18 protein-coding genes are annotated in these 18,882 nt (G+C 69.8%); 5 read left to right on the top strand and 13 right to left on the bottom strand.

Annotated elements, in window-relative coordinates:
- Nucleotides 1-122 precede the first annotated feature (122 nt).
- Nucleotides 123-986 (top strand): class I SAM-dependent methyltransferase, encoded by an 864-nt coding sequence (locus ACFHNC_RS03775; protein WP_437167876.1) that lies wholly within the window; start codon nt 123-125, stop codon nt 984-986.
- Nucleotides 987-995: 9 nt separating this feature from the next.
- On the opposite strand, the gene ACFHNC_RS03770 is transcribed toward ACFHNC_RS03775, so the two are convergent.
- Together ACFHNC_RS03770 and ssb are read right to left on the bottom strand one after the other, a co-directional pair.
- On the bottom strand, nt 996-1,889 hold the full coding sequence (locus ACFHNC_RS03770) for a metal-dependent hydrolase (RefSeq protein ID WP_437167875.1): 894 nt from the start codon (nt 1,887-1,889) through the stop codon (nt 996-998).
- Between the two features lie 73 nt (nt 1,890-1,962).
- Nucleotides 1,963-2,526, bottom strand: a complete 564-nt coding sequence (gene ssb, locus ACFHNC_RS03765; protein ID WP_437167874.1) for a single-stranded DNA-binding protein — start codon at nt 2,524-2,526, stop codon at nt 1,963-1,965.
- 197 nt (nt 2,527-2,723) lie between these two features.
- Between ssb and uvrA the strand changes: the two genes are divergently transcribed.
- Nucleotides 2,724-5,600, top strand: coding sequence for an excinuclease ABC subunit UvrA (gene uvrA / locus ACFHNC_RS03760; protein WP_437167873.1), 2,877 nt, complete (start codon nt 2,724-2,726; stop codon nt 5,598-5,600).
- Here the strand turns inward: uvrA and ACFHNC_RS03755 are convergent, their stop codons facing one another.
- Nucleotides 5,601-6,407 carry a hypothetical protein gene (locus ACFHNC_RS03755; protein ID WP_437167872.1) on the bottom strand — a complete coding sequence of 269 codons (807 nt, stop codon included), beginning with the start codon at nt 6,405-6,407 and terminating at the stop codon, nt 5,601-5,603.
- Between the two features lie 49 nt (nt 6,408-6,456).
- On the bottom strand, nt 6,457-7,278 hold the full coding sequence (locus tag ACFHNC_RS03750; RefSeq protein ID WP_437167871.1) for a phytoene/squalene synthase family protein: 822 nt from the start codon (nt 7,276-7,278) through the stop codon (nt 6,457-6,459).
- Between the two features lie 144 nt (nt 7,279-7,422).
- Between ACFHNC_RS03750 and ACFHNC_RS03745 the strand changes: the two genes are divergently transcribed.
- The gene (locus ACFHNC_RS03745; RefSeq protein ID WP_437167870.1) at nt 7,423-8,061 is read left to right on the top strand and encodes a superoxide dismutase; all 639 of its coding nucleotides are present in this window, start codon (nt 7,423-7,425) and stop codon (nt 8,059-8,061) included.
- A 66-nt stretch (nt 8,062-8,127) separates the two neighbouring features.
- Here ACFHNC_RS03745 and yajC read toward each other — a convergent pair whose 3' ends face one another.
- Nucleotides 8,128-8,466 (bottom strand): preprotein translocase subunit YajC, encoded by a 339-nt coding sequence (gene yajC / locus ACFHNC_RS03740; RefSeq protein ID WP_437167869.1) that lies wholly within the window; start codon nt 8,464-8,466, stop codon nt 8,128-8,130.
- Nucleotides 8,467-8,576: 110 nt separating this feature from the next.
- On the opposite strand from yajC, the gene ACFHNC_RS03735 reads away from it, so the two are divergent.
- Together ACFHNC_RS03735 and ACFHNC_RS03730 are read left to right on the top strand one after the other, a co-directional pair.
- Nucleotides 8,577-9,443 (top strand): ATP-binding protein, encoded by an 867-nt coding sequence (locus ACFHNC_RS03735; protein ID WP_437167868.1) that lies wholly within the window; start codon nt 8,577-8,579, stop codon nt 9,441-9,443.
- A gap of 285 nt (nt 9,444-9,728) precedes the next feature.
- A complete protein-coding gene (locus ACFHNC_RS03730) occupies nt 9,729-11,858 on the top strand; it encodes a hypothetical protein (RefSeq protein ID WP_437167867.1) in 2,130 nt (709 codons plus the stop codon).
- Here ACFHNC_RS03730 and serS read toward each other — a convergent pair.
- The 8 genes from serS to nagZ form a co-directional block, all read right to left on the bottom strand.
- Nucleotides 11,848-13,137: a serine--tRNA ligase gene (gene serS / locus ACFHNC_RS03725; protein ID WP_437167866.1), complete on the bottom strand. Its 1,290-nt coding sequence runs from the start codon at nt 13,135-13,137 to the stop codon at nt 11,848-11,850. The genes ACFHNC_RS03730 and serS overlap by 11 nt on opposite strands.
- 77 nt (nt 13,138-13,214) lie before the next feature.
- Nucleotides 13,215-14,006: a twin-arginine translocase subunit TatC gene (gene tatC / locus ACFHNC_RS03720; RefSeq protein ID WP_437167865.1), complete on the bottom strand. Its 792-nt coding sequence runs from the start codon at nt 14,004-14,006 to the stop codon at nt 13,215-13,217.
- 18 nt (nt 14,007-14,024) lie between these two features.
- Nucleotides 14,025-14,573 (bottom strand): Sec-independent protein translocase protein TatB, encoded by a 549-nt coding sequence (gene tatB / locus ACFHNC_RS03715; RefSeq protein WP_437167864.1) that lies wholly within the window; start codon nt 14,571-14,573, stop codon nt 14,025-14,027.
- A 159-nt stretch (nt 14,574-14,732) separates the two neighbouring features.
- The gene (locus tag ACFHNC_RS03710; RefSeq protein ID WP_437167863.1) at nt 14,733-15,800 is read right to left on the bottom strand and encodes an ABC transporter ATP-binding protein; all 1,068 of its coding nucleotides are present in this window, start codon (nt 15,798-15,800) and stop codon (nt 14,733-14,735) included.
- The gene (gene scpB, locus ACFHNC_RS03705) at nt 15,797-16,405 is read right to left on the bottom strand and encodes an SMC-Scp complex subunit ScpB (protein ID WP_437167862.1); all 609 of its coding nucleotides are present in this window, start codon (nt 16,403-16,405) and stop codon (nt 15,797-15,799) included. The genes ACFHNC_RS03710 and scpB overlap by 4 nt, the downstream gene beginning before the upstream one ends.
- Nucleotides 16,389-17,159, bottom strand: coding sequence for a segregation and condensation protein A (locus ACFHNC_RS03700; RefSeq protein WP_437167861.1), 771 nt, complete (start codon nt 17,157-17,159; stop codon nt 16,389-16,391). Before ACFHNC_RS03700 ends, scpB begins: the two co-directional genes overlap by 17 nt.
- Nucleotides 17,156-17,854 carry a site-2 protease family protein gene (locus ACFHNC_RS03695; RefSeq protein ID WP_437167860.1) on the bottom strand — a complete coding sequence of 233 codons (699 nt, stop codon included), beginning with the start codon at nt 17,852-17,854 and terminating at the stop codon, nt 17,156-17,158. Before ACFHNC_RS03695 ends, ACFHNC_RS03700 begins: the two co-directional genes overlap by 4 nt.
- Entirely contained in the window at nt 17,851-18,882 is a 1,032-nt protein-coding gene (gene nagZ / locus ACFHNC_RS03690; RefSeq protein ID WP_437167859.1) for a beta-N-acetylhexosaminidase, read from the bottom strand. The genes ACFHNC_RS03695 and nagZ overlap by 4 nt, the downstream gene beginning before the upstream one ends.

Raw genomic sequence — 18,882 nt, 5'->3', positions numbered from 1 at the left:
TGCGGAAGGGTGCCGGGGCTTGCAAGGCCGATTCAGTGGCCGCAAGCGCCCGCTGGTTTCGCACCCGGCGTGGGTTTGCGTAGTATCGCACAGATGGCCAGGCAGGGAGGCAGCATTCGCATGTGGCAGATCGGGTCCGGGCGTCAGTGAGCCTGCCCTATATCGACCAGCTCCTGGCCCAGCTCGCCCGCGGCAATACGGCGCTGGAGCAGAGCTTCGGCCGCCACATCCACTGGGGCTACTGGCCCGACCCCGCCAGCGCCCAGCCCGACCGGCCGGAGGATTACGCCCAGGCCGCCGAACGCCTGAGCCTGGAATTGCTGGACCTGGCCGACATCACGCCCGGGATGCGGGTGCTGGATGCCGGTTGCGGCTTCGGCGGCACCCTGGCCTGCCTTCAGGACAGGGTGGAGCTGCTGGACCTGACCGGGTTGAACATCGACCCACGGCAGTTGCAGCGCGCCCGGCAATTGTCCGAGCCACGCCCCGGCAGTAGCCTGCGCTTCGTCGCCGGCGATGCCTGCACCCTGCCTTTCGCCGATGCCAGCTTCGACCGCGTTCTGGCGGTGGAGTGCATCTTCCACTTCCCCTCCCGCGCCGCCTTCCTCGCCGAGGTGCGGCGGGTGCTGCGGCCCGGTGGGGCGCTGGTGATCTCGGATTTCGTGCCTGCCAGCGCCTGGGTGCCGATGGCGCGCATGGCCCGCTGGCCGGTGCTGGAGCGGCTGAACCTGTTCGGTGCCTGCGATGTCACCTGCTCGGCCGCCGGCTATCGCCGCATGGCGGCGCAGGCGGGCCTGCCGGTGACCACGCTGCGCGACATCACGCGCCACACCTTGCCGACCTACGCCTTCCTCGGCCGGATGCTGGCCCGCGGCACCAAGCGCGGCTTCGGCCAAAACCTGGCGCGCAGCGGGTTGGGGATGCTGGATTGGGTGGGGCGGCGCGGCTTGCTGCGCTACAGCCTGCTACGCTTCGACCGTGTCTGAGGCAGCGTTCTAGGCCGCCGCCGTGTGGTGGTGGTCCGGCAGCCCGAAGCCGGGATGTTCCCGCTTCCAGGCTTCCAGCAGAGCCCGGTCATCCTCGTCCCAGGGATGAAAATCGCGGCGGAAATAGGCGGTATAGGTGCTGATCGGCAGGCTGCCGAACAGGTTGCGGAGGCTGGGGCCGGAGGGTGCCGCGCCCGCCCCGGTCGCCTTCGCCGCACGGCGCGGCCGGAAGAACAGCTTCACCCGCACGACCGAGAATGCGATCAGCAGCCCGATCGCGCCCGTGAGGGTCACGAGGACCATGCCGAAGATCCGGTGCATCCAGGCCCAGAAGCCGCGGCCGAAGATGTGTTCGTACACATCGAAGCACACCGCCTTGTGCTCGATCTCCTCCGCCGCGTGCCACAGCCAGAGATTGGCGAAGGCCGGGTCGGTGCCGTCCTTGTAGAGCAGCCGCTTGCTCAGCAGGCGCGACGCCAGGATGGCGGTGAAGTGTTCCAGCGCGCAGGTGATGGAAAGCTGGGTTGCGCGGGGCCAGATGGTCTTGGCGATGCCGAGCAGGATGCGGGCTACGGATTCCAGCTCCGCTCCCAGCACATTCGCCTCCCGCAGCGCCGCGTTGGACCGGGCGTGTTCGCGGGAGTGATTGGCCTCCTGGTGAATGAACTGGTCCGCCGCCTCGCGCAGCGCCGGGTCGGTGATCCGCCCCCGGTAATGCGCGACAGAGCGGCAGAAGAACGCCTCGCCTACCGGGAACAGGAAGGAGATGGCGTTCAGCCCATCCTCCGAAACCCTCGGCAGACGGGTCCAGGCCCGCGCAGCCGCCGCGTTGTAGGCCAGGCGCACACGCCGACGGATGATCTCGATCGGGGTCGCGCGGGGATCTGCCGGTGCTTCGCTCACGCCGGTGACTTAGGCGTGAGGTGTTATTGCATCAAGGTAAAATTACGCCGGGTAAGTCCCGGCGCGGCTCCCGTCAGAACGGAATGTCGTCATCCAGGTCGCTGCCACCCTTGGCCGGGGCACTGCGCCCGCCGCCGCCAGACCGTGCGCCGCCGCCGCTATTGTCCCAGCCGCCGCCACCCGACCGCGCCGGGGCAGAAGACCTGCCGCCGCCACCGCCGCCACCGCCGCCACCGCCGCCACCATAGCTGCTGCCCGGATCAGCCTCCCCCGGATCGGCGCCACCGCCGGCGCGGCCACCGAGCAGGGCGATCTCACCGCGGAACTGCCGCAGCACCACCTCGGTCGAGTAGCGATCGGCGCCCGCCTGGTCCTGCCATTTGCGGGTTTCGAGCTGGCCCTCGACATACACCTCGGAGCCCTTCTTCAGGTACTTCTCGGCAATCTCGCCCAGCTTTTCATTGAAGATCGCAACCGAGTGCCACTCGGTGCGCTCCTGCTGATTGCCTTCGCGGTCCTTGAAGCGTTCCGAGGTGGCGAGGCGCAGATTCACCACCCGGCCGCCATTCTGGAAGTTCCGTACCTCCGGGTCCTTGCCCAGCCGGCCCACGAGAATAACCTTGTTCACACCGGCCATCGCCGCGCATCCCTCGATCTCGACCGCGGAAGTTAGCCCGAAGGGGACCATCCTGCCAGTCGCAGCAGGGCTGCGCGGGCTGCACCTCGCAAAACCTCTTCCCGGCCCACCTATATGGTGGCAAAACTTCTAGAACACAACGTGAACGTCGCCCCGCAACCCGGGCGCGGCGTCCCCTCGAAATCGGTGGACCATCCATGAGCGGCCAGATCCGCGTCCGCGGCGCGCGGGAGCACAACCTCAAAAACATCGACATCGATATTCCGCGGGACAAGCTGACGGTGGTGACCGGCCTTTCGGGGTCCGGCAAATCCTCGCTGGCCTTCGACACGATCTATGCCGAGGGCCAGCGGCGCTATGTCGAATCGCTCTCGGCCTATGCGCGGCAGTTCCTGCAATTGATGCAGAAGCCGGATGTGGACAGCATCGAGGGGCTGTCCCCGGCCATCTCCATCGAGCAGAAGACCACCAGCCACAATCCGCGCTCCACCGTCGGCACGGTGACGGAAATCCACGACTACATGCGGCTGCTCTGGGCGCGGGTCGGCGTGCCCTATTCCCCCGCCACCGGCCTGCCGATCGAGGCGCAGACCGTCTCACAGATGGTGGACCGCATCATGGCGATGCCGGAGGGCACGCGCCTGCTGCTGCTGGCCCCCGTGGCCAAGGGCAAGAAGGGCGAGTTCAAGAAGGATTTTCTTGAGTTCCAGCGCCGCGGGTTTGAGCGCGTGAAGGTCAACGGCGTGCTGCACCAGGTCGGTGAAGTGCCGGCGCTGAACAAGAAGCTGAAATACGACATCGAGGTGGTGGTGGACCGCATCGTGGTGCGGGAGGGCATCGAGGCGCGGCTGGCGGACAGCCTGGAGACGGCGCTCGGCCTGGCTGATGGCGTGGCTTATGCGGAAGGTGCCGATGGCGGCGACCGCACGGTGTTCAGCCAGAAATTCGCCTGCCCGGTCTCCGGCTTCACCATCGAGGAGATCGAGCCGCGGCTGTTCTCCTTTAACTCCCCCCAGGGCGCCTGCCCCGCCTGCGACGGCCTCGGGACCCAGAACTTCTTCGACCCGCAGCTTGTGGTGCCGGACGACACCAAATCCTTGAAGGATGGCGCGGTGCAGCCCTGGGCGGGGGCGCAGTCGCCCTATTACGACCAGACGCTGGAAAGCCTGGCGCGGCACTTCAAGGTCTCGATGACCACGCAATGGGGCGACCTGACCAAGGCGTTCCGGCTGGCAGTGATGCACGGCACCGGCAGCGAGGTGATCACGCTGAAATACAAGGACGGGCTGCGCGCCTATGACGTGAAGAAGGCGTTCGAGGGCGTCATCCCCAACCTCGAACGCCGCTACCGCGAGACGGACAACCCCTGGGTGCGGGAGGATCTTTCCCGGTATCAGGCCTCCCGTGCCTGCCCGACCTGCAGCGGGCACCGGCTGAAGCCCGAATCGCTCTCGGTCAAGATCGCCGGCGAGCACATCGGCATGGTGAACGATCTATCGATCATCAAATCGCGCAAATGGTTCGCCGGGGTGATGCCGACCCTGACGCCCCAGCGCCAGGAGATCGCCCGCCGCATCCTGCGCGAAATTGAAGAAAGATTGCAGTTCCTGGTTGATGTGGGGCTGGACTATCTCAGTCTCGGCCGTTCCTCCGCCACGCTTTCGGGCGGTGAATCGCAGCGCATCCGCCTGGCCTCGCAGATCGGCAGCGGGCTGACCGGCGTGCTGTATGTGCTGGACGAACCCAGCATCGGCCTGCATCAGCGGGACAATGAGCGCCTGCTGAAGACGCTGCGCCGCCTGCGTGACATCGGCAATACGGTGCTGGTGGTGGAACATGACGAGGACGCGATCCGCAGCGCCGACCACCTGATCGATATCGGCCCCGCGGCCGGCAAGGGCGGCGGCCGCATCATCGCCCAGGGCACGCCGGCGGAGGTGGAGGCGAACCCCAACAGCATCACCGGCCAGTATTTGTCCGGCGCGCGCCGCATCCCGATGCCGGCGACACGGCGCGTAATCGACCCGAAGCGCGTCATCCGCGTGGTGGGCGCGCGCGGCAATAATCTGAAGGACGTGACCGCGGAAATCCCGCTCGGCACCTTCTGCTGCATCGCCGGCGTCTCCGGCGGTGGCAAATCCACGCTGATCATCGAGACACTGTTCAAGGCGGCCTCACGCCGCCTGATGGGCAGCGGCGAGGTCCCTGCCCCGCATGAACGCATCGAAGGGCTGGAACACCTCGATAAGATCATCGACATCGACCAGTCGCCGATCGGCCGCACCCCGCGATCCAACCCCGCCACCTATACCGGCCTGTTCGCGCCGATCCGCGACTGGTTCTCGGAGCTTCCGGACAGCCGCGCCCGCGGCTACGCGCCCGGCCGCTTCAGCTTTAACGTCAAGGGCGGCCGCTGCGAGGCCTGTCAGGGCGATGGCGTGCTGAAGATCGAGATGCACTTCCTGCCGGACGTCTACGTCACCTGCGACACCTGCAAGGGCAAGCGCTACAACCGCGAAACCCTTGAAGTGAAATTCAGGGGAAAATCGATCGCGGACGTGCTGGACATGACGGTCGATGAGGGTGCGGAATTCTTCTCCGCCGTACCCGCCATCCGCGACAAGCTGGTGGTGCTGCGCGATGTCGGCCTCGGCTACATCCATCTCGGCCAGCAGGCCACCACGCTTTCGGGTGGCGAGGCGCAGCGCATCAAGCTGTCCAAGGAGCTGTCGCGCCGCGCCACCGGCCGCACGCTCTACATCCTGGACGAACCAACCACCGGCCTGCATTTCGAGGACGTTCGCAAGCTGCTGGAGGTGCTGCACACGCTGGTGGCGCAGGGCAACACCGTGGTGGTGATCGAGCACAACCTGGAAGTCATCAAGACCGCCGACTGGGTGCTGGACCTCGGGCCGGAGGGTGGCGAGGGCGGCGGGCGGATCGTGGCGTTCGGCACGCCCGAACAGGTGGCCGCCGAACCGGAGAGCCACACCGGCCGCTTCCTCGGCCCGATCCTGGCGCGCGAAGGCGAGGTGCAGACGCCGATCGTGGCGAAGAAGCGCAAGCGGGCGTAGTCAGCCGCGCAGCAGCTCCGCCATCGCCACGGCAAGCTGCGCGGCCTCCGGCTTCGGCAGCGCCTGTTGCAGCGCATCCGGCGCCGCGCCGCGCAGCAGGGCGGCGGCCTGGCGCAGATCCTCCGGGCCGCTGGCCGGGCGGGGTGCGAGCCGTGCCACGGCCTGGGCAATGCGCTCGGTCCGTTGCGCCAGGCTGTGCTGGTCGTTGGTGACGTATTGCTTGATGAAGCGGGATTGCTGGTAGCCGATCAGAGCATCCGTTTCGATGTGCAGCGCGGCCAGCAGGGCCGGGTCCTCCCGCAGCAGGCGTTGCAGCATGCTCTGGTCGTTCTCGATCTGGTTCCATTCCGTGGCGTCCCGCAACGCCGTATCCGGGATGGCCGCATAGGCCGCGATCCAGCGCCGCGCGGCCTCCCGCGCCGCCTCATGCCCGAAATTCCACAGGAACACGCCGGAATTCACGTCCCAGGGCGCCTGCCGCGCGCCGGGCGGATGGATCAGCGCATGGTCGGCATGGCCCGCCAGGTAGCCCGCAAGGTCGAAGCGCGGGTCGGCGATGAAGGCATCGGCGTCCAGATGCATCACCCAGCCGCGATACCCATCCGCCAGCCGGTCGCCGAGGAAGCCGAGCCGGTTATAGGCGGCCTGCCAGGGATGGAAACCGCGCCGCACACCGATGAACACCTCCATGCGGATGCCATGCCGCAGGCAGAAGGCGCGATTGGCCGGCAGGGTGGCCATCAGCATGGGGAAGTAGCGGTCCTGGTCCGCGGTCTGGAACAGGATGATCTCTGGTAGGCTGGGCATTGGGCGGTCCGATAGGGCGCCGCAGCCTGCCACGCAGCAGGCGGCCCGCCTACCCGTTCCGGATCCGGCCGCGCAGCCCGGCCCAGACCAGCGCGGCGCGGTCGCCCAGGCCGCGCGGATGCGGCACGGGGCGCCCGGCAGCCAGCCGCGCCAGATCCCGCCTGGCCAGCACCGCCGGCAGCACGGCAGGCAACGCCACCCGGGGCACCGCCTCCGCCTTGGCCAGGGCCACCCCGCCTTCCTCCGCCAGCGCCCGACGAAGCGGTTCGGCCCGTGCAGGTTCGGCGATCACCGCCTCCGCCGTCAGCCCGGCCTCGGCCAGCGCATCCTGCGGCAGCAGGCAGCGGCCCTGCGCGGCATGGGCGGGAATGCTGCGGAGCACGCCGGCCAGGCCATGCAGCGCGCCGAGCCGCTGCACCGCGGGCAGCGCCGCGTCCGGCGCGCCCAGCAGCCGCGCCACCGCCACCGCCAGCCCGCCCGCGCCGGCGCGGAGATACGCGCCGAAGGCCTCCCGCGTCGGAATGCCCTCGGGGTCCGCCTCCGCCTCCCGCGCATCGACCAGCGCGGCCAGCGCGGCGGCATCCAGCGCGCCGGCTGTAATGGCTTGGTGCAGCGGCCCGGCCACTTCATGCCGCCGGGCCGGGCGGCCCGAAGCGGCCTCCGCCACTGCATCGCGCCACCATTGCAGGCGGATCAGCGTGGCGATCTGGCTGGTCGCCACCTCCCGCGCCCGGGCCAGTTCGTGGTTGAAGGCGAGCAGCGCGAACAACGCCTCCCGCTTCGCCGCGGGCGCGAAGATCGCGGCCAGATAGCGGTCCGGGTCATGCTGGCGCACGAAGCCGCCGAGCGGCGAAAGCGGGGGTTCGGCCATGCCGCCAGATGACGGTCTGCGGCGCGGGCCGCAAGTGCGGTTGACGCTTCCCGAGGCCACGCCTAGGTCATTCTCCGGTCGCGGGGCCCCATTCGCGGGGACTACCCCGCAAGCTGGCCAAAGCCCCCAAACGGGAGAGACCCCATGCCCTTCACCCTGCCGCCACTGCCCTATTCCACCTCCGCGCTCGCCGCCCAGGGCATGTGCCAGGAGACGCTGGAGCTTCACCACGGCAAGCACCACAACGCCTATGTCACCGCGCTGAACGGCCTGATCGAGTCCAAGGGCCTGGCCGGCAAGACGCTGGAGACGATCGTGGCGGACGCCGGCAAGGCCGGCGCCGATGGCCTGCCGGTGCTGAACCAGGCCGGCCAGCACTGGAACCACGCGCTGTTCTGGCAGGTGATGTCGCCGAATGGCGGTGGCGACAAGCTGCCGGGCAAGCTGGCGGCGAAGATCGACAGCGACCTCGGCGGCCTCCAGGCCTTCAAGGACGCCTTCAAGCAGGCCGGCGTGACGCAGTTCGGCAGCGGCTGGGCCTGGCTGATCATCGGCAGCGACGGCAAGCTGAAGGTGACGAAGACCCCGAACGGCGCCAACCCGGTCTCGACCGGCGAAGGCACGCCGATCCTCGGCTGCGACGTGTGGGAACACGCCTACTACCTGGATTTCCGCAACGTCCGCCCGAACTACCTGGAGAACTTCCTGAACAAGCTGGTCGATTGGGAAGTCGTCGCCGGCCTGATGGACAAGGGCGGCCTGACCACCGGCCAGACGGCCTGAACCCGTCCCACCGGACATGAAGAAGGCGCCGAGGGGGCAACCCCCGGCGCCTTTTTCATGGGCTTGTCAGGCCTTCACGTCATTCGCCGGCGCCGGCGGCTTCACCACGCTGCCGATCGTGCCGCGCAGCACCGTGACGCGGACATTCGGCGCCAGTTCCACCTCCACCTCGTCGCTGTCGTCGCGCACCTTGGTCACGGTGCCGACCAGGCCGCCGCCGGTGATGATCTTGTCGTTGCGCTTCAGACCGCCGAGCATGGCGCGGTGTTCCTTCATCTTCTTCTGCTGCGGCCGGATCAGCAGGAAGTAGAAGACGGCGAAGATCAGGATCAGCGGCAGAAGCTGCATGACGACAGCGCCGGTGCCGCCACCGGCATCCTGAGCATAGGCGGGCGAAATGAACATGTGTTGGGGTCCGGCTTTCCTGGTGGGGTCGGCCCCGGGCTTGCGGGGCATCGGCCCGCAACCTAGCTTCCGCCCCCTTTCCGTCAATACATGATCCGGATGCCGCCACCTTGTCCGAGCCCAACGCCCTGCTGCCCACCCTCACCCGGATCGCCGAGGCGCTGGAGCGCCTGGCCCCGCCAGCCGCCGCGCGGCCCGATCTCGGGGCGGCCGATGCCTTCGTCTGGCACCCCGGCCCGCCCTCGCGACTGGACCCGGTGTCGAAGGTGGCCGCCGTGGAGATCACGCTGCTGCAGGGCGTGGCGCGGCAGAAGGCGCTGATCCTGGAGAATACGCTGCGCTTCGCCCGCGGCCTGCCGGCCAACAACGCCATGCTCTGGGGCGCCCGCGGCATGGGCAAGTCCAGCCTGGTGAAGGCCGCCCATGCGGCCGCCAATGCCGAACTGCCCGGCTCGCTCGCCTTGGTGGAAATCCAGCGCGAGGATGTCCGCACCCTGCCGGATCTGCTGAACGTGCTCCGTGGGGGAGACCGCCGCTGCTTGGTGTTCTGCGACGATCTGTCCTTCGAACGGGAGGATGCCGACTACAAGGCGCTGAAATCCGTACTCGATGGCGGCATCGAGGGCCGGCCGGCCAATGTCCTGTTCTACGCCACCAGCAACCGCCGCCACCTGATGCCGCGCGACATGATCGAGAATGAGCGCAGCACCGCCATCAACCCCTCCGAGGCGACGGAGGAGAAGGTCTCGCTGTCCGATCGCTTCGGCCTGTGGATCGGCTTCCACAATTGCGACCAGGACACCTTCTTCGCCATGGTCGAGGGCTATGCCGGAAGCTTCGGCCTGCCCGTCTCGCCGGAGGATCTGCGGAAGGCGGCCGTGGAATGGAGCGTGACACGCGGCGCGCGCTCCGGCCGCGTCGCCTGGCAATTCGTGCAGGATATGGCCGGCCGGCTGGGCGTGAAGACGGGGGTCTGAGGCCAGAACGCCTGCATTCGACTCGTTGCCCGCCCGATCTCACACGCGGGCGCCCCCCGGATCGGTTCGCCGGCGACGAAACCCCTGCGTGGAAATCTTGCGCCCAACGCGGTGTGAAACAACCCTGGCGCAGGGCGATTCGGGCCGGTCTGTAACGTGACCTGGCAATGACAGTCCTAGCCCATGCAAAAGGTTGACCGGAGGCCCGGGACGCGTTGCCATTCCCCCGCGCCAGGGGGGCGCGTGCCGCGGAATGGCGGCCGATCATGGCAGCGGGGGTGCCTCATGTCGTCCAATACGTGCGGGCCGATCTCGAAGTGGCGCAAGCCGGCCACCTACGTCTTCGCGCCGCTGATCCTCGCGCCGCTGGCCGGCTGCGGCTACTCCGTGCAGAGCAGCGCCGAGGTTGCCGCGAACCAGCGAGCGCTGGCCAGCGCCCAGGCGACGGGTGGCACACTGCGTCAGCGTGTCTCGGCGCTCGAGGCGACATTGGCGCAGGAGCGTGCCGCCGCCGGCGACCTGGCCAGCCTGGAGCATCGGCTGCGCGAGGCCGGTGGCGCCCTGGGCAACGCCCAGCGCCGCCGCGCCGCCGCCGAGCAGGAAACCCGCCGCCTGCGCGCCCAACTGGCGCAGGAGGAGAGCCAATTTGCCAGCCTCCAGGGCCGTTCCGGCGAATTGCAGCAGACCACCACCCAGACCCAGGCCTCATTGACCGACGCCGAAGCGCGTCTCGCCAGCTTGCGTCGCGACGCCCAGGCCGCGGAGCGCCGCCTGGCGGAGCTGCGCGAGCAGGCCACCGCCCAGGACGGCCGCCTCGCCTCGCTGGGTGAGCGCCGCGGCGCCGAGGAGCGCCAGCTCGCTACATTGCGGGACCAGGCGGCGCAGTCCGAACGCCGCCTCGCCGAACTGCGCGGCCAGTCTACGAATGAGGAGCGCCGCGTGGCGGAGCTGCGCCAGGGCGGCCAGGCCGCCGACCAGCGCCTCACCGGCCTGCGCGGCCAGGTGGCGGAGACCGAGGGTCGCCTCGGCACGCTGCGCGGCCAGGCGCAGACCGAGGATCAGCGCCTGGCCGGCCTGCGTAACCAGGTGGCCGAGACGGAGCGTCGCCTGGCCGGGCTGACGCAGCAGGCACAATCGGAAGACCAGCGACTGGGCGGCCTGCGGACCCAGCTGGCGGAGGCGGAGCAGCGCCTTGGTGGCCTGCGGACCCTGGGAGCTTCCACGGATCAGCGCCTGGCCGGGCTCCGTGAGCAGGTGGCAGAGGCGGAGCGCCGGCTGGCCGGGCTGCGCGAACAGGCGCAGTCCGAGGACCAGCGCCTCGCCGGGCTGCGCGAGCAGAGGAGCGAGACGGAGCGCCGGTTGGCCGGGCTGCGCGAGCAAGGCCAGACGGAGGACCAGCGCCTCGCGGGGCTGCGCGAGGATGCAAGCCGCACGCAGGACCGCCTCGGCGGGCTGCGCGAACAGGCGCAGGCGGAGGCGCAGCGGCTGGAAGCGCTGCGTGCCGGCATCGCCAATGCGCAGCAGGCCCTGACGGAGCGCCAGCAGGTCACCGGCGAAACCGATCGCCGCCTGGCCGGCCTGCGCACCACGCTGGAGGAGGCGGAGCGCAGCCTGACCGAGCGCCGCGCTGCCCTGGCGGAGGCCGAGCAGCGGCTGGGCCAGGTGAGCCAGGCGGAGCGGGACACCACGGCACGGGTTCGCACCCTGGAAACCCGCGCCGCCGAACTGGACACCACGGTCACCGAGCGGGATCGCCGCCTCGCGGGGCTTCGCGACTCGCTGGCCGCGGCCGATGCCGCCCTGGCGGAGCGCAGGGGCCAGGTGGAGCAGGCGCAGGCCGAGCTCGACCGGCTGGGCACGGCGCGGGAGCAGGCGACCGCGGCGCTTCGCAGCCTGGAAGCCCGCAGCGCCGAATTGCGCAACGAGGTCGGCGCCGCCGAACGGCGCCTCGCCGAACTGCGGACCGGCACGGCGGCGGAGGAGCAGCGGCTACAGACCGCTCGCGCCGAGGCGCAGGCCGCTGGCCAGGACCTGCAATCCCGCCGGGCAGAGCTGGCCCAGGCCGAGGCCCGGCTCGCCGAGGCGAACCGCGCCAATGAGGCCGCCGGCACCCGCCTGCGGGACATCACCCAGGGCACCGAGGGTGCGCGCCAGGAACAGGCGAGGCTGCGCGACCAGGCGGAGACTCTGCGGGGCCAGGTCGCGGCCATGGAACGGCGGCGCCAGGACCTCGGCGCGGAGGTCGCAACCATGGAAGCCCGCCTGACGCAGCAGCGCCAGGAACTCGCACAGCTGGCGGTGAGCCTGACGCGGGAGCGCCAGGCGCTTGAGATGCAGCCTTCCCGCACCGGCGCCGAGCTGGCGCCCGGGCCGCGCGAGGGGGCGGGGCCGGAGGGCGGGACTGTCAGGCAGTAGCGGGGCGCAACACCGTCTGGCCACCCATGTAGGGGCGCAGCACCTCGGGGATGGTGATGCTGCCATCCTCCCCCTGGTGCGTCTCCAGCACCGCGATCAGGGCGCGGCCCACCGCCACGCCGGACCCGTTCAGCGTGTGCAGGAATTCGGTGCCCCTGCCGCTCGCCGGGCCGCCCGCGGGCCGGAACCGCGCCTCCATGCGCCGCGCCTGGAAATCCCGGCAGTTCGAGCAGGAGGAAATCTCCCGCCAGGCCTGCTGGCCGGGCAGCCAGACCTCCAGGTCGTAGGTCTTGGCGGCGCTGAAGCCGGTATCGCCCGCGGCCAGCACGATGCGCCGCCAGACCAGTCCGAGCGCCGTCAGCACCCGCTCGGCGCAGGCCGTCATGCGTTCATGCTCCGCCTCGGACTCGCCGGGCAGCGTGATGGAGACCAGCTCCACCTTCGGGAATTGGTGCTGGCGCAGCATGCCGCGCGTGTCCCGCCCGGCGGAACCGGCCTCCGACCGGAAACAGGGGGACAGCGCGGCGAGGCGCATCGGCAGCGCCGCTTCGGCCAGGATGTCGCCGCGCACGAAATTGGTCAGCGGCACCTCCGCCGTCGGGATCAGCCAGCGGCCATCCGTGGTGGCGAAAAGATCCTCCTTGAATTTCGGCAACTGGCCGGTGCCGTACATGGTGGCGTCGTTCACCAGCAGCGGCACGCTGGCTTCCGTGTAGCCATGCTCATCCACATGCAGGTTCAGCATCCACTGGCCCAGTGCGCGTTCCAGCCGCGCCAGCGGGCCGCGCAGCGTGGTGAAACGGGCGCCGGCGAGCTTGGCGGCGGTGGCGAAGTCCATGCCGAAGGCCTCGCCGAGCTCGAAATGCTGGCGCGGGGTGAAGGGGTAGTCGCGCGGGCTGCCCTGGGTGTGCAGCACGACATTGGCGGATTCATCCGCGCCCTCCGGCACATCCGCGGCCAGCAGGTTCGGCAGGGCGGCCAGAAGCTCGTCCCGCGCCGCCTCATGTGCCTCCGGTGTTGCCGCGGCGGCGGCGTCCATGGCGGCCTTCACCTCGGCCTTCAGCCGCTCGGCCAGCGCCGTGTCGCCGGCCTTCATGGCGGCGCCGATCTGGCGGGAGAGTTCGTTGCGGGTGGTCTGCGCGGACTGCACCAGCCGTACCGCCTCCACCCGCAGATCATCCAGGCGCAGCGCTTCCGCCGCCGCCGGCGGCAGGGACCGCCTGGCGAGTGCCGCGTCGAAGGCCTCGGGGTTGGCGCGAACCGCCTTGATGTCATGCATGGAACTGGACCTGAGCGCGTGGTGTGGCGCTCAGCGGCTAAGGCAGAGTGACTGGCCCGTCAATGAACCCGGCGCGCTCAGGTCTCCGTCGCGTCCTTCTTCTTCCGCCCCATCCAGACAGCGGCCAGGATCGAAATCTCGTAGAGCAGGATCATCGGCACGGCGAGGCCGATCTGGCTGATGACGTCGGGCGGGGTGATGATGGCGGCGACGACGAACATGCCGACGATGGCGTAGCGCCGCCCCTTCCGCAGGCCCTCCACCGAAAGGATGCCGACGCGGACCAGCAGCGTCAGCAGCACCGGCAGCTGGAAGGCAATGCCGAAGGCCAGAATCATGTGCATGACCAGCGAGAGGTATTCGCTGACCTTCGCCTCAAGCTGGATGGCCACCGTGCCCGCATCGGCTGGCGTTTCGAAGCTGATGAAGAAGCTCCAGGCCATCGGGAAGATGAAGTAGTAGGCCAGCGCCGCGCCCATCACGAACAGGAAGGGCGACACCACCAGGAAGGGGGTGACGGCGCTTTTCTCGCTTCTGTAGAGACCGGGCGCGATGAACAGCCAAAGCTGCGTCGCCCACATCGGGAAGCTGAAGAAGGTGGCACCGAAGAAGGCGACCTTCAGGTAGGTGAAGAAGGCCTCATACAGCGCCGTGAAGATCATTCGGCGCTCGCCCATGCCCTGCTGCTGCAGGATGTCCGCCAGCGGGGCGGCGAGAAAACCGTAGATCTGGCGAGAGAAATAGTAACAGACGGCAAAGGCGATGATGAAGGCGCCGACCGACCACATGAGCCGCGTTCGCAGCTCCATGAGGTGCTCGACCAGGGGCATCGGCTTGTCGTTGATTTCGTCGGTCGGATCACGCGGCACGGTGGGGGGATCCGTATGTCAGGAGGCGGAGGTGCCGGAAGGCGGCACGAATGCAGGAACGGGGGCCGGCGTCGGCTGGCTGGCCGCCACGGGTGCGGGCGGTGGGATGGCGCCGGGCGGGATGAAGGCGGGGGGCACGAAGGCGGGGGGCACGAAGGCGGGTGCCGGCGGGCCGGCTGCGGGCTCCGCCTCAACGGGCGGCGGTGTCACCTCGGCGCCATGCACCGGCGGCGGCATGTCGGCCGAGGGCGAGAATGCGTCGCGCAGCGGGTTGCCGATCGGGTCCTCCGTGAAGGTTTTGCGGATCGAGCCGTCCTTGTCGATTTCCTTCTCGACCATGTCCCGCACGTTGAAGCTGCGGATTTCGTTGATCTGGTTGCGGACGTCTTCCAGCTTCGCCTCGCGCACCACCTCATCCACCTGGCCCTGGAACTCCCCGGCCATGCGACGCAGCTTCTGGATGCCCTTGGCGATGCCGCGCACGGCATCCGGCAGGTCCTTGGGGCCAATGATGACCACAGCGACCACGGCGATCAACGCGAGTTCGGTCCAATCGAGACCCAGCATGAATCCTCATCCCCGACGCCATGCGGCATGCCGGCCTGCGGGCCAGTCCCGTTAGCAGGATCGCCGCGTCGCGCCAATCCGGCGCGCGGAAAACCCCTAGCCAATCCGGCGCGCGGAAAACCCCGAGCCAATCCGGCGCGCGACCGCCCGCTGTTCTATCTAGGGAGCCTCGGGCGGAAATACGAAGGCCCGTTCCGGGTCCACCGCAACCGTCACGCGGTCGCCACGGCTCAACCACACTCCTGGCGGCAGCCTGGCATGCAGGTGCAGCAGCCCGCCCTGCCCGTCCGCCACCGCCAGATGCACCAGGGTGGTGGCGCCCAGCAGGCGGCAAGCCTCGACCTCCGCGCTGGTGCCCAGATTCGAATCGGCCGGCAGCAGGCGCAGGCCCTCGGGCCGCAGCAGCACCTCCACCGCGCCGCCCTCCGCCGCCGGCGCCGGCTCCCGCGGCTTGACCGGGCCGATCGGCGTCTCCGCCAGCCCGTCCCGGATGATGCCCGGCAGGCGGTTGACCTCGCCCAGAAACGTGGCGACGAATTGTGACATTGGTGAGAGATACAGGGCGGAGGGCGGGCCGAGCTGTTCGATTCGCCCGGCATTCATCAGCGCGATGCGGTCGGCCATGAACATCGCCTCCTCCGCATCATGGGTCACGATCAGGGTGGCGATGCCGGCTTCCTGCAGCACATGCAGCGTGTCGTCCCGCACCTGTTCGCGCAGCCGGGCATCCAGGCTGGCGAAGGCCTCATCCAGCAACAGCACGGCCGGGCGCGGCGCCAGGGCCCGGGCCAGCGCCACGCGCTGCTGCTGCCCGCCCGAGAGCATATGCGGCCAGGAGCTGGCGAAGGCTTCCAGCCCGACACGCGCCAGCGCATCCATGATCCGCCATTTGCGCTGCCCGCGCGGCACCTGGCGCAGGCCGAAGGCGACATTCTCCTCGACCGTCAGATGCGGGAACAGCGCGTAGTCCTGGAAGACGAAGCCGACTCCGCGCGCCTCCGGCGGGGTTTCCCGCCCCGGCTCCGCGATGAGTTGCCCGTCCAGCGTGATCCGCCCCTTCTGCAACGGCTCCAGCCCCGAGGCGAGGCGCAACAGCGTGGTCTTGCCGCAGCCAGAGGGACCGAGCAGGCACAGAATCTCCCCCGGCCCGACCTCCAGATCCAGATCCCGCAGCACCATCCCGCGTTCCGGGTAGTGGTGGGACACGCCTTCGAAGCGGATGCTCACCCGGCCGGCCCATCCCCGGCTTGCGGGGCCTGCAGCGGGGCCACGGCCTCACCGCTGACCAGTTCCTCCCGCCGCGGCAGGTCGCGCAGGGATTTCAGGCCGAATTGTTCCAGGAAGCGCGGCGTGGTGCCCCACAGAGTCGGGCGGCCCGGCACTTCCTTATGGCCGCGCGGTGCCACCAGCCCGTGGTCCAGCAGCGCCTCCAGCGTCGCCTGGGCCAGGCTGGCGCCGCGGATTTCCTCGATCTCGGCGCGTGTGCAAGGCTGGTGCCAGGCAATCACCGACAGCGCCTCCATCGCCGCGCGCGGCAGGCGGCGCGGCACCTCCACCACCCGGGTCAGCGCGGCGGCGAGGTCCGGCGCCGTGCGCAGCACGAAGCCGCCGCCGGTCTCCAGCAGCACCACGCCGCGACCCTCCAGCGCATGGCCCAGTTCGCGCAGGACCGCGGCCGCATCCTCCCCTTCCGCCAACAGCGGCTGCAACCGGGCGGGTGCGACGGGACGGTCGGAGGCAAACAGCAGCGCCTCCGCCAGTCGCAGCGCGGCGGCGCTGACGGCGGGCTCCGGGCTGGCCTTGGGCAGGTCGTTCTCAGGCGGCGCGGACATCATCCGCCTTCTCGGCGCGCTCGGCCTTGCGCAGCAGGATGGGTCCGAAGGCGCGGTCCTGGCGCAGGTCCAGGTTGCCGCCGCGCGCCATTTCCAGGCTGGCGATCAGCGTGCTGGCCAGCGCGGCGCGGCGTTCCACCGTGTCCAGGTCGCCCGCTTCGGGCAGGAAGCGTTGCAGCACCGCCCAGCTCGGCAAATCGCCCAGCACCCGGATCAGCCGGGCCAGCGCGTCCTGCACGCTCCACAACCGCCGCGGCTTCGGGCGGTAGGGGCGCAGTGCGATGGCGCGGCGGCGGCCGGCGACATAGGCCTGGCACAGCGCGGCGAGGTCGGCGCGCAGGCCGGAGCGGTCCTCGACCCTCAGGTTTTCCGGCGCGCCACGGCCGAACACGTCCCGGCCAAGCTGCGGTTGCTGGCCGAGCCAGGCAGCGCCGGCGCGCATTGCCTCCAGCTCCGCCAGCCGATCGGTCAGGCGCAGCGCCAGGGCTTCGGGGTCTTCCTCCGGCCCCGCTTCCTCCTTCGGCAGCAGCAGGCGGGATTTCAGCCAAGCGAGCCAGGCGGCCATGACCAGCCATTCGGCCTGCAGTTCCAGCCGCATGCCGCGCGCCTGCTCGATCACGGCCAGGTACTGATCCACCAGGGCCACGATGGAGATGCCGGCGAGGTCCAGTTTCTGCGCCCGCGCCAGATCCAGCAGCAGGTCCAGCGGGCCTTCATAGCCATCGAGACGCAGATGCAGCACCGGGTCGGTCACAGCGCCCCTCCATGGCCGGTCAGTGCAAAGATGCCCTGGAGCACCGGCAGCGCCACCGACTGCAGAAGCGTCCGCAGCGGGTCGAATCCAGGCACCAGGTAGGGTACCAGGAAAATCAGCCCGATGACGATGAGAAGCCCGAACCGCTCCGTACTGGCGACCAGACGGGCCAGCGGCGCCGGCAGGATGCCGACCAGGATGCGCCCGCCATCCAGCGGCGGGATCGGCAGCAGGTTGAAGCAGGCGAGAATCACGTTGTAGAGCATCGACAGCGCGAAGAAGTGCAGCACCCAGTCCATCGCCGCATCCGGCACCACGCCGCCCGCGACGGTGACCAGATGCGCCGCGAGGCCGAAGCCGATGGCGAGGACGAAATTAATGGCCGGCCCGGCGGCCGCCACCAGCACCATGCCCCAGCGAGGGCTGTACAGCCGCCAGATATCCACCGGCACCGGCTTGGCCCAGCCGAACATCGCCTCCACCCGCCCGATGGTCAGAAGCTGCGTTACCAGTAGGACTCCGGGCAGCAGGATGGTGCCCACCGGGTCCACATGCCGCAGCGGGTTCAGGCTGACGCGGCCGAGCAGATAGGCGGTGTCATCGCCCAGGGCGCGGGCCGCATAGCCATGGGCCGCTTCGTGCAGGGTGATGGCGAAGATGGCGGCGAGCGCGATCGCCGTGATGTCCGCGATCACGCGAAGGCGGGCCCGGTGATAAAAGATCGGGTGGCGAGCAGCCGGTCTCGGATCAGCGCCAGCAGGTCGGGGTCCACCACCCGGCGGGCCGCCAGCATCTCGCGGCGGGCGCGCTGCATGCGTCGTGCGCCGTCATCGGAGAGGGCCGGGCAGGTCGCCAGCAGCGCGGCGCTTTCCGCCAGCACGCCGGTGCAGTGCAATGCCAAGTCGCAGCCTGCGGCCATGGTGGCGCCGGCCAGGTCGTCTGAAAGTCCCGCCATCGCCCCCATCGCCAGATCATCGGACACCAGCACGCCATCGAAGCCGATCTCGCCGCGGATGACATCGCGGATCAGGCTGGGCGAAAGGGTCGCCGGCCGTGCCGCATCCAGCGCTTCATACAGGATATGCGCCGTCATCGCCCAAAGCCCGGCCCCGCCATCCGGCGCGGCCAGCGCCCGGAAGGGTTCGAGGTCCGCCGCCAGCGTGGCGCGGTCCGCGGTGACGCGCGGCAGAGATTCGTGGCTGTCCACCTCCGCGCGCCCATGGCCGGGGATGTGCTTGATCACCGGGATGCAGCCGGCCTGTTGCAGGCCGCGCACCCAGGCGGCGCCGAGGCGGGCCACCTCTGCCGGGCGGGCGGAAAAGGCGCGGTCGCCGATGATGCCATGCGCGCCGGGAAGGCGCAGGTCGAGCACCGGGGCGCAAACCACATCCAGCCCGATCGCGGCGCATTCCAGGCCGAGCAGCGTGGCATTCGCCTCCGCCGCCATGGAGGGCGCATCCTCGAACAGCGCGGCCGCCGGGTATTCCGGCCAATGCGGCGGGCGCAGCCGGGCGACACGGCCGCCTTCCTGGTCGACCAGGATCGGCGCCTCCGCGCCCAACTCCTGCCGCAAGGCCGCGGTCAGCGCCGCCACCTGTTTCGGGGTTTCCACATTGCGGCGGAACAGAATGGCGCCTGCGGGGCGGTGGCGGCGAAACAGCGCCGCTTCCTCCGCCGACAGGGTGGTGCCGGCGATGCCGATGATGGCGGCCTTGGGGGTCAT

It is taken from the genome of Falsiroseomonas sp. E2-1-a4 (assembly GCF_051433165.1).
Lineage (GTDB): Bacteria > Pseudomonadota > Alphaproteobacteria > Acetobacterales > Acetobacteraceae > Falsiroseomonas.
The sequence above is the reverse complement of the archived record's forward strand: the minus strand, read 5'-3'. Positions and strand labels throughout refer to the sequence as shown.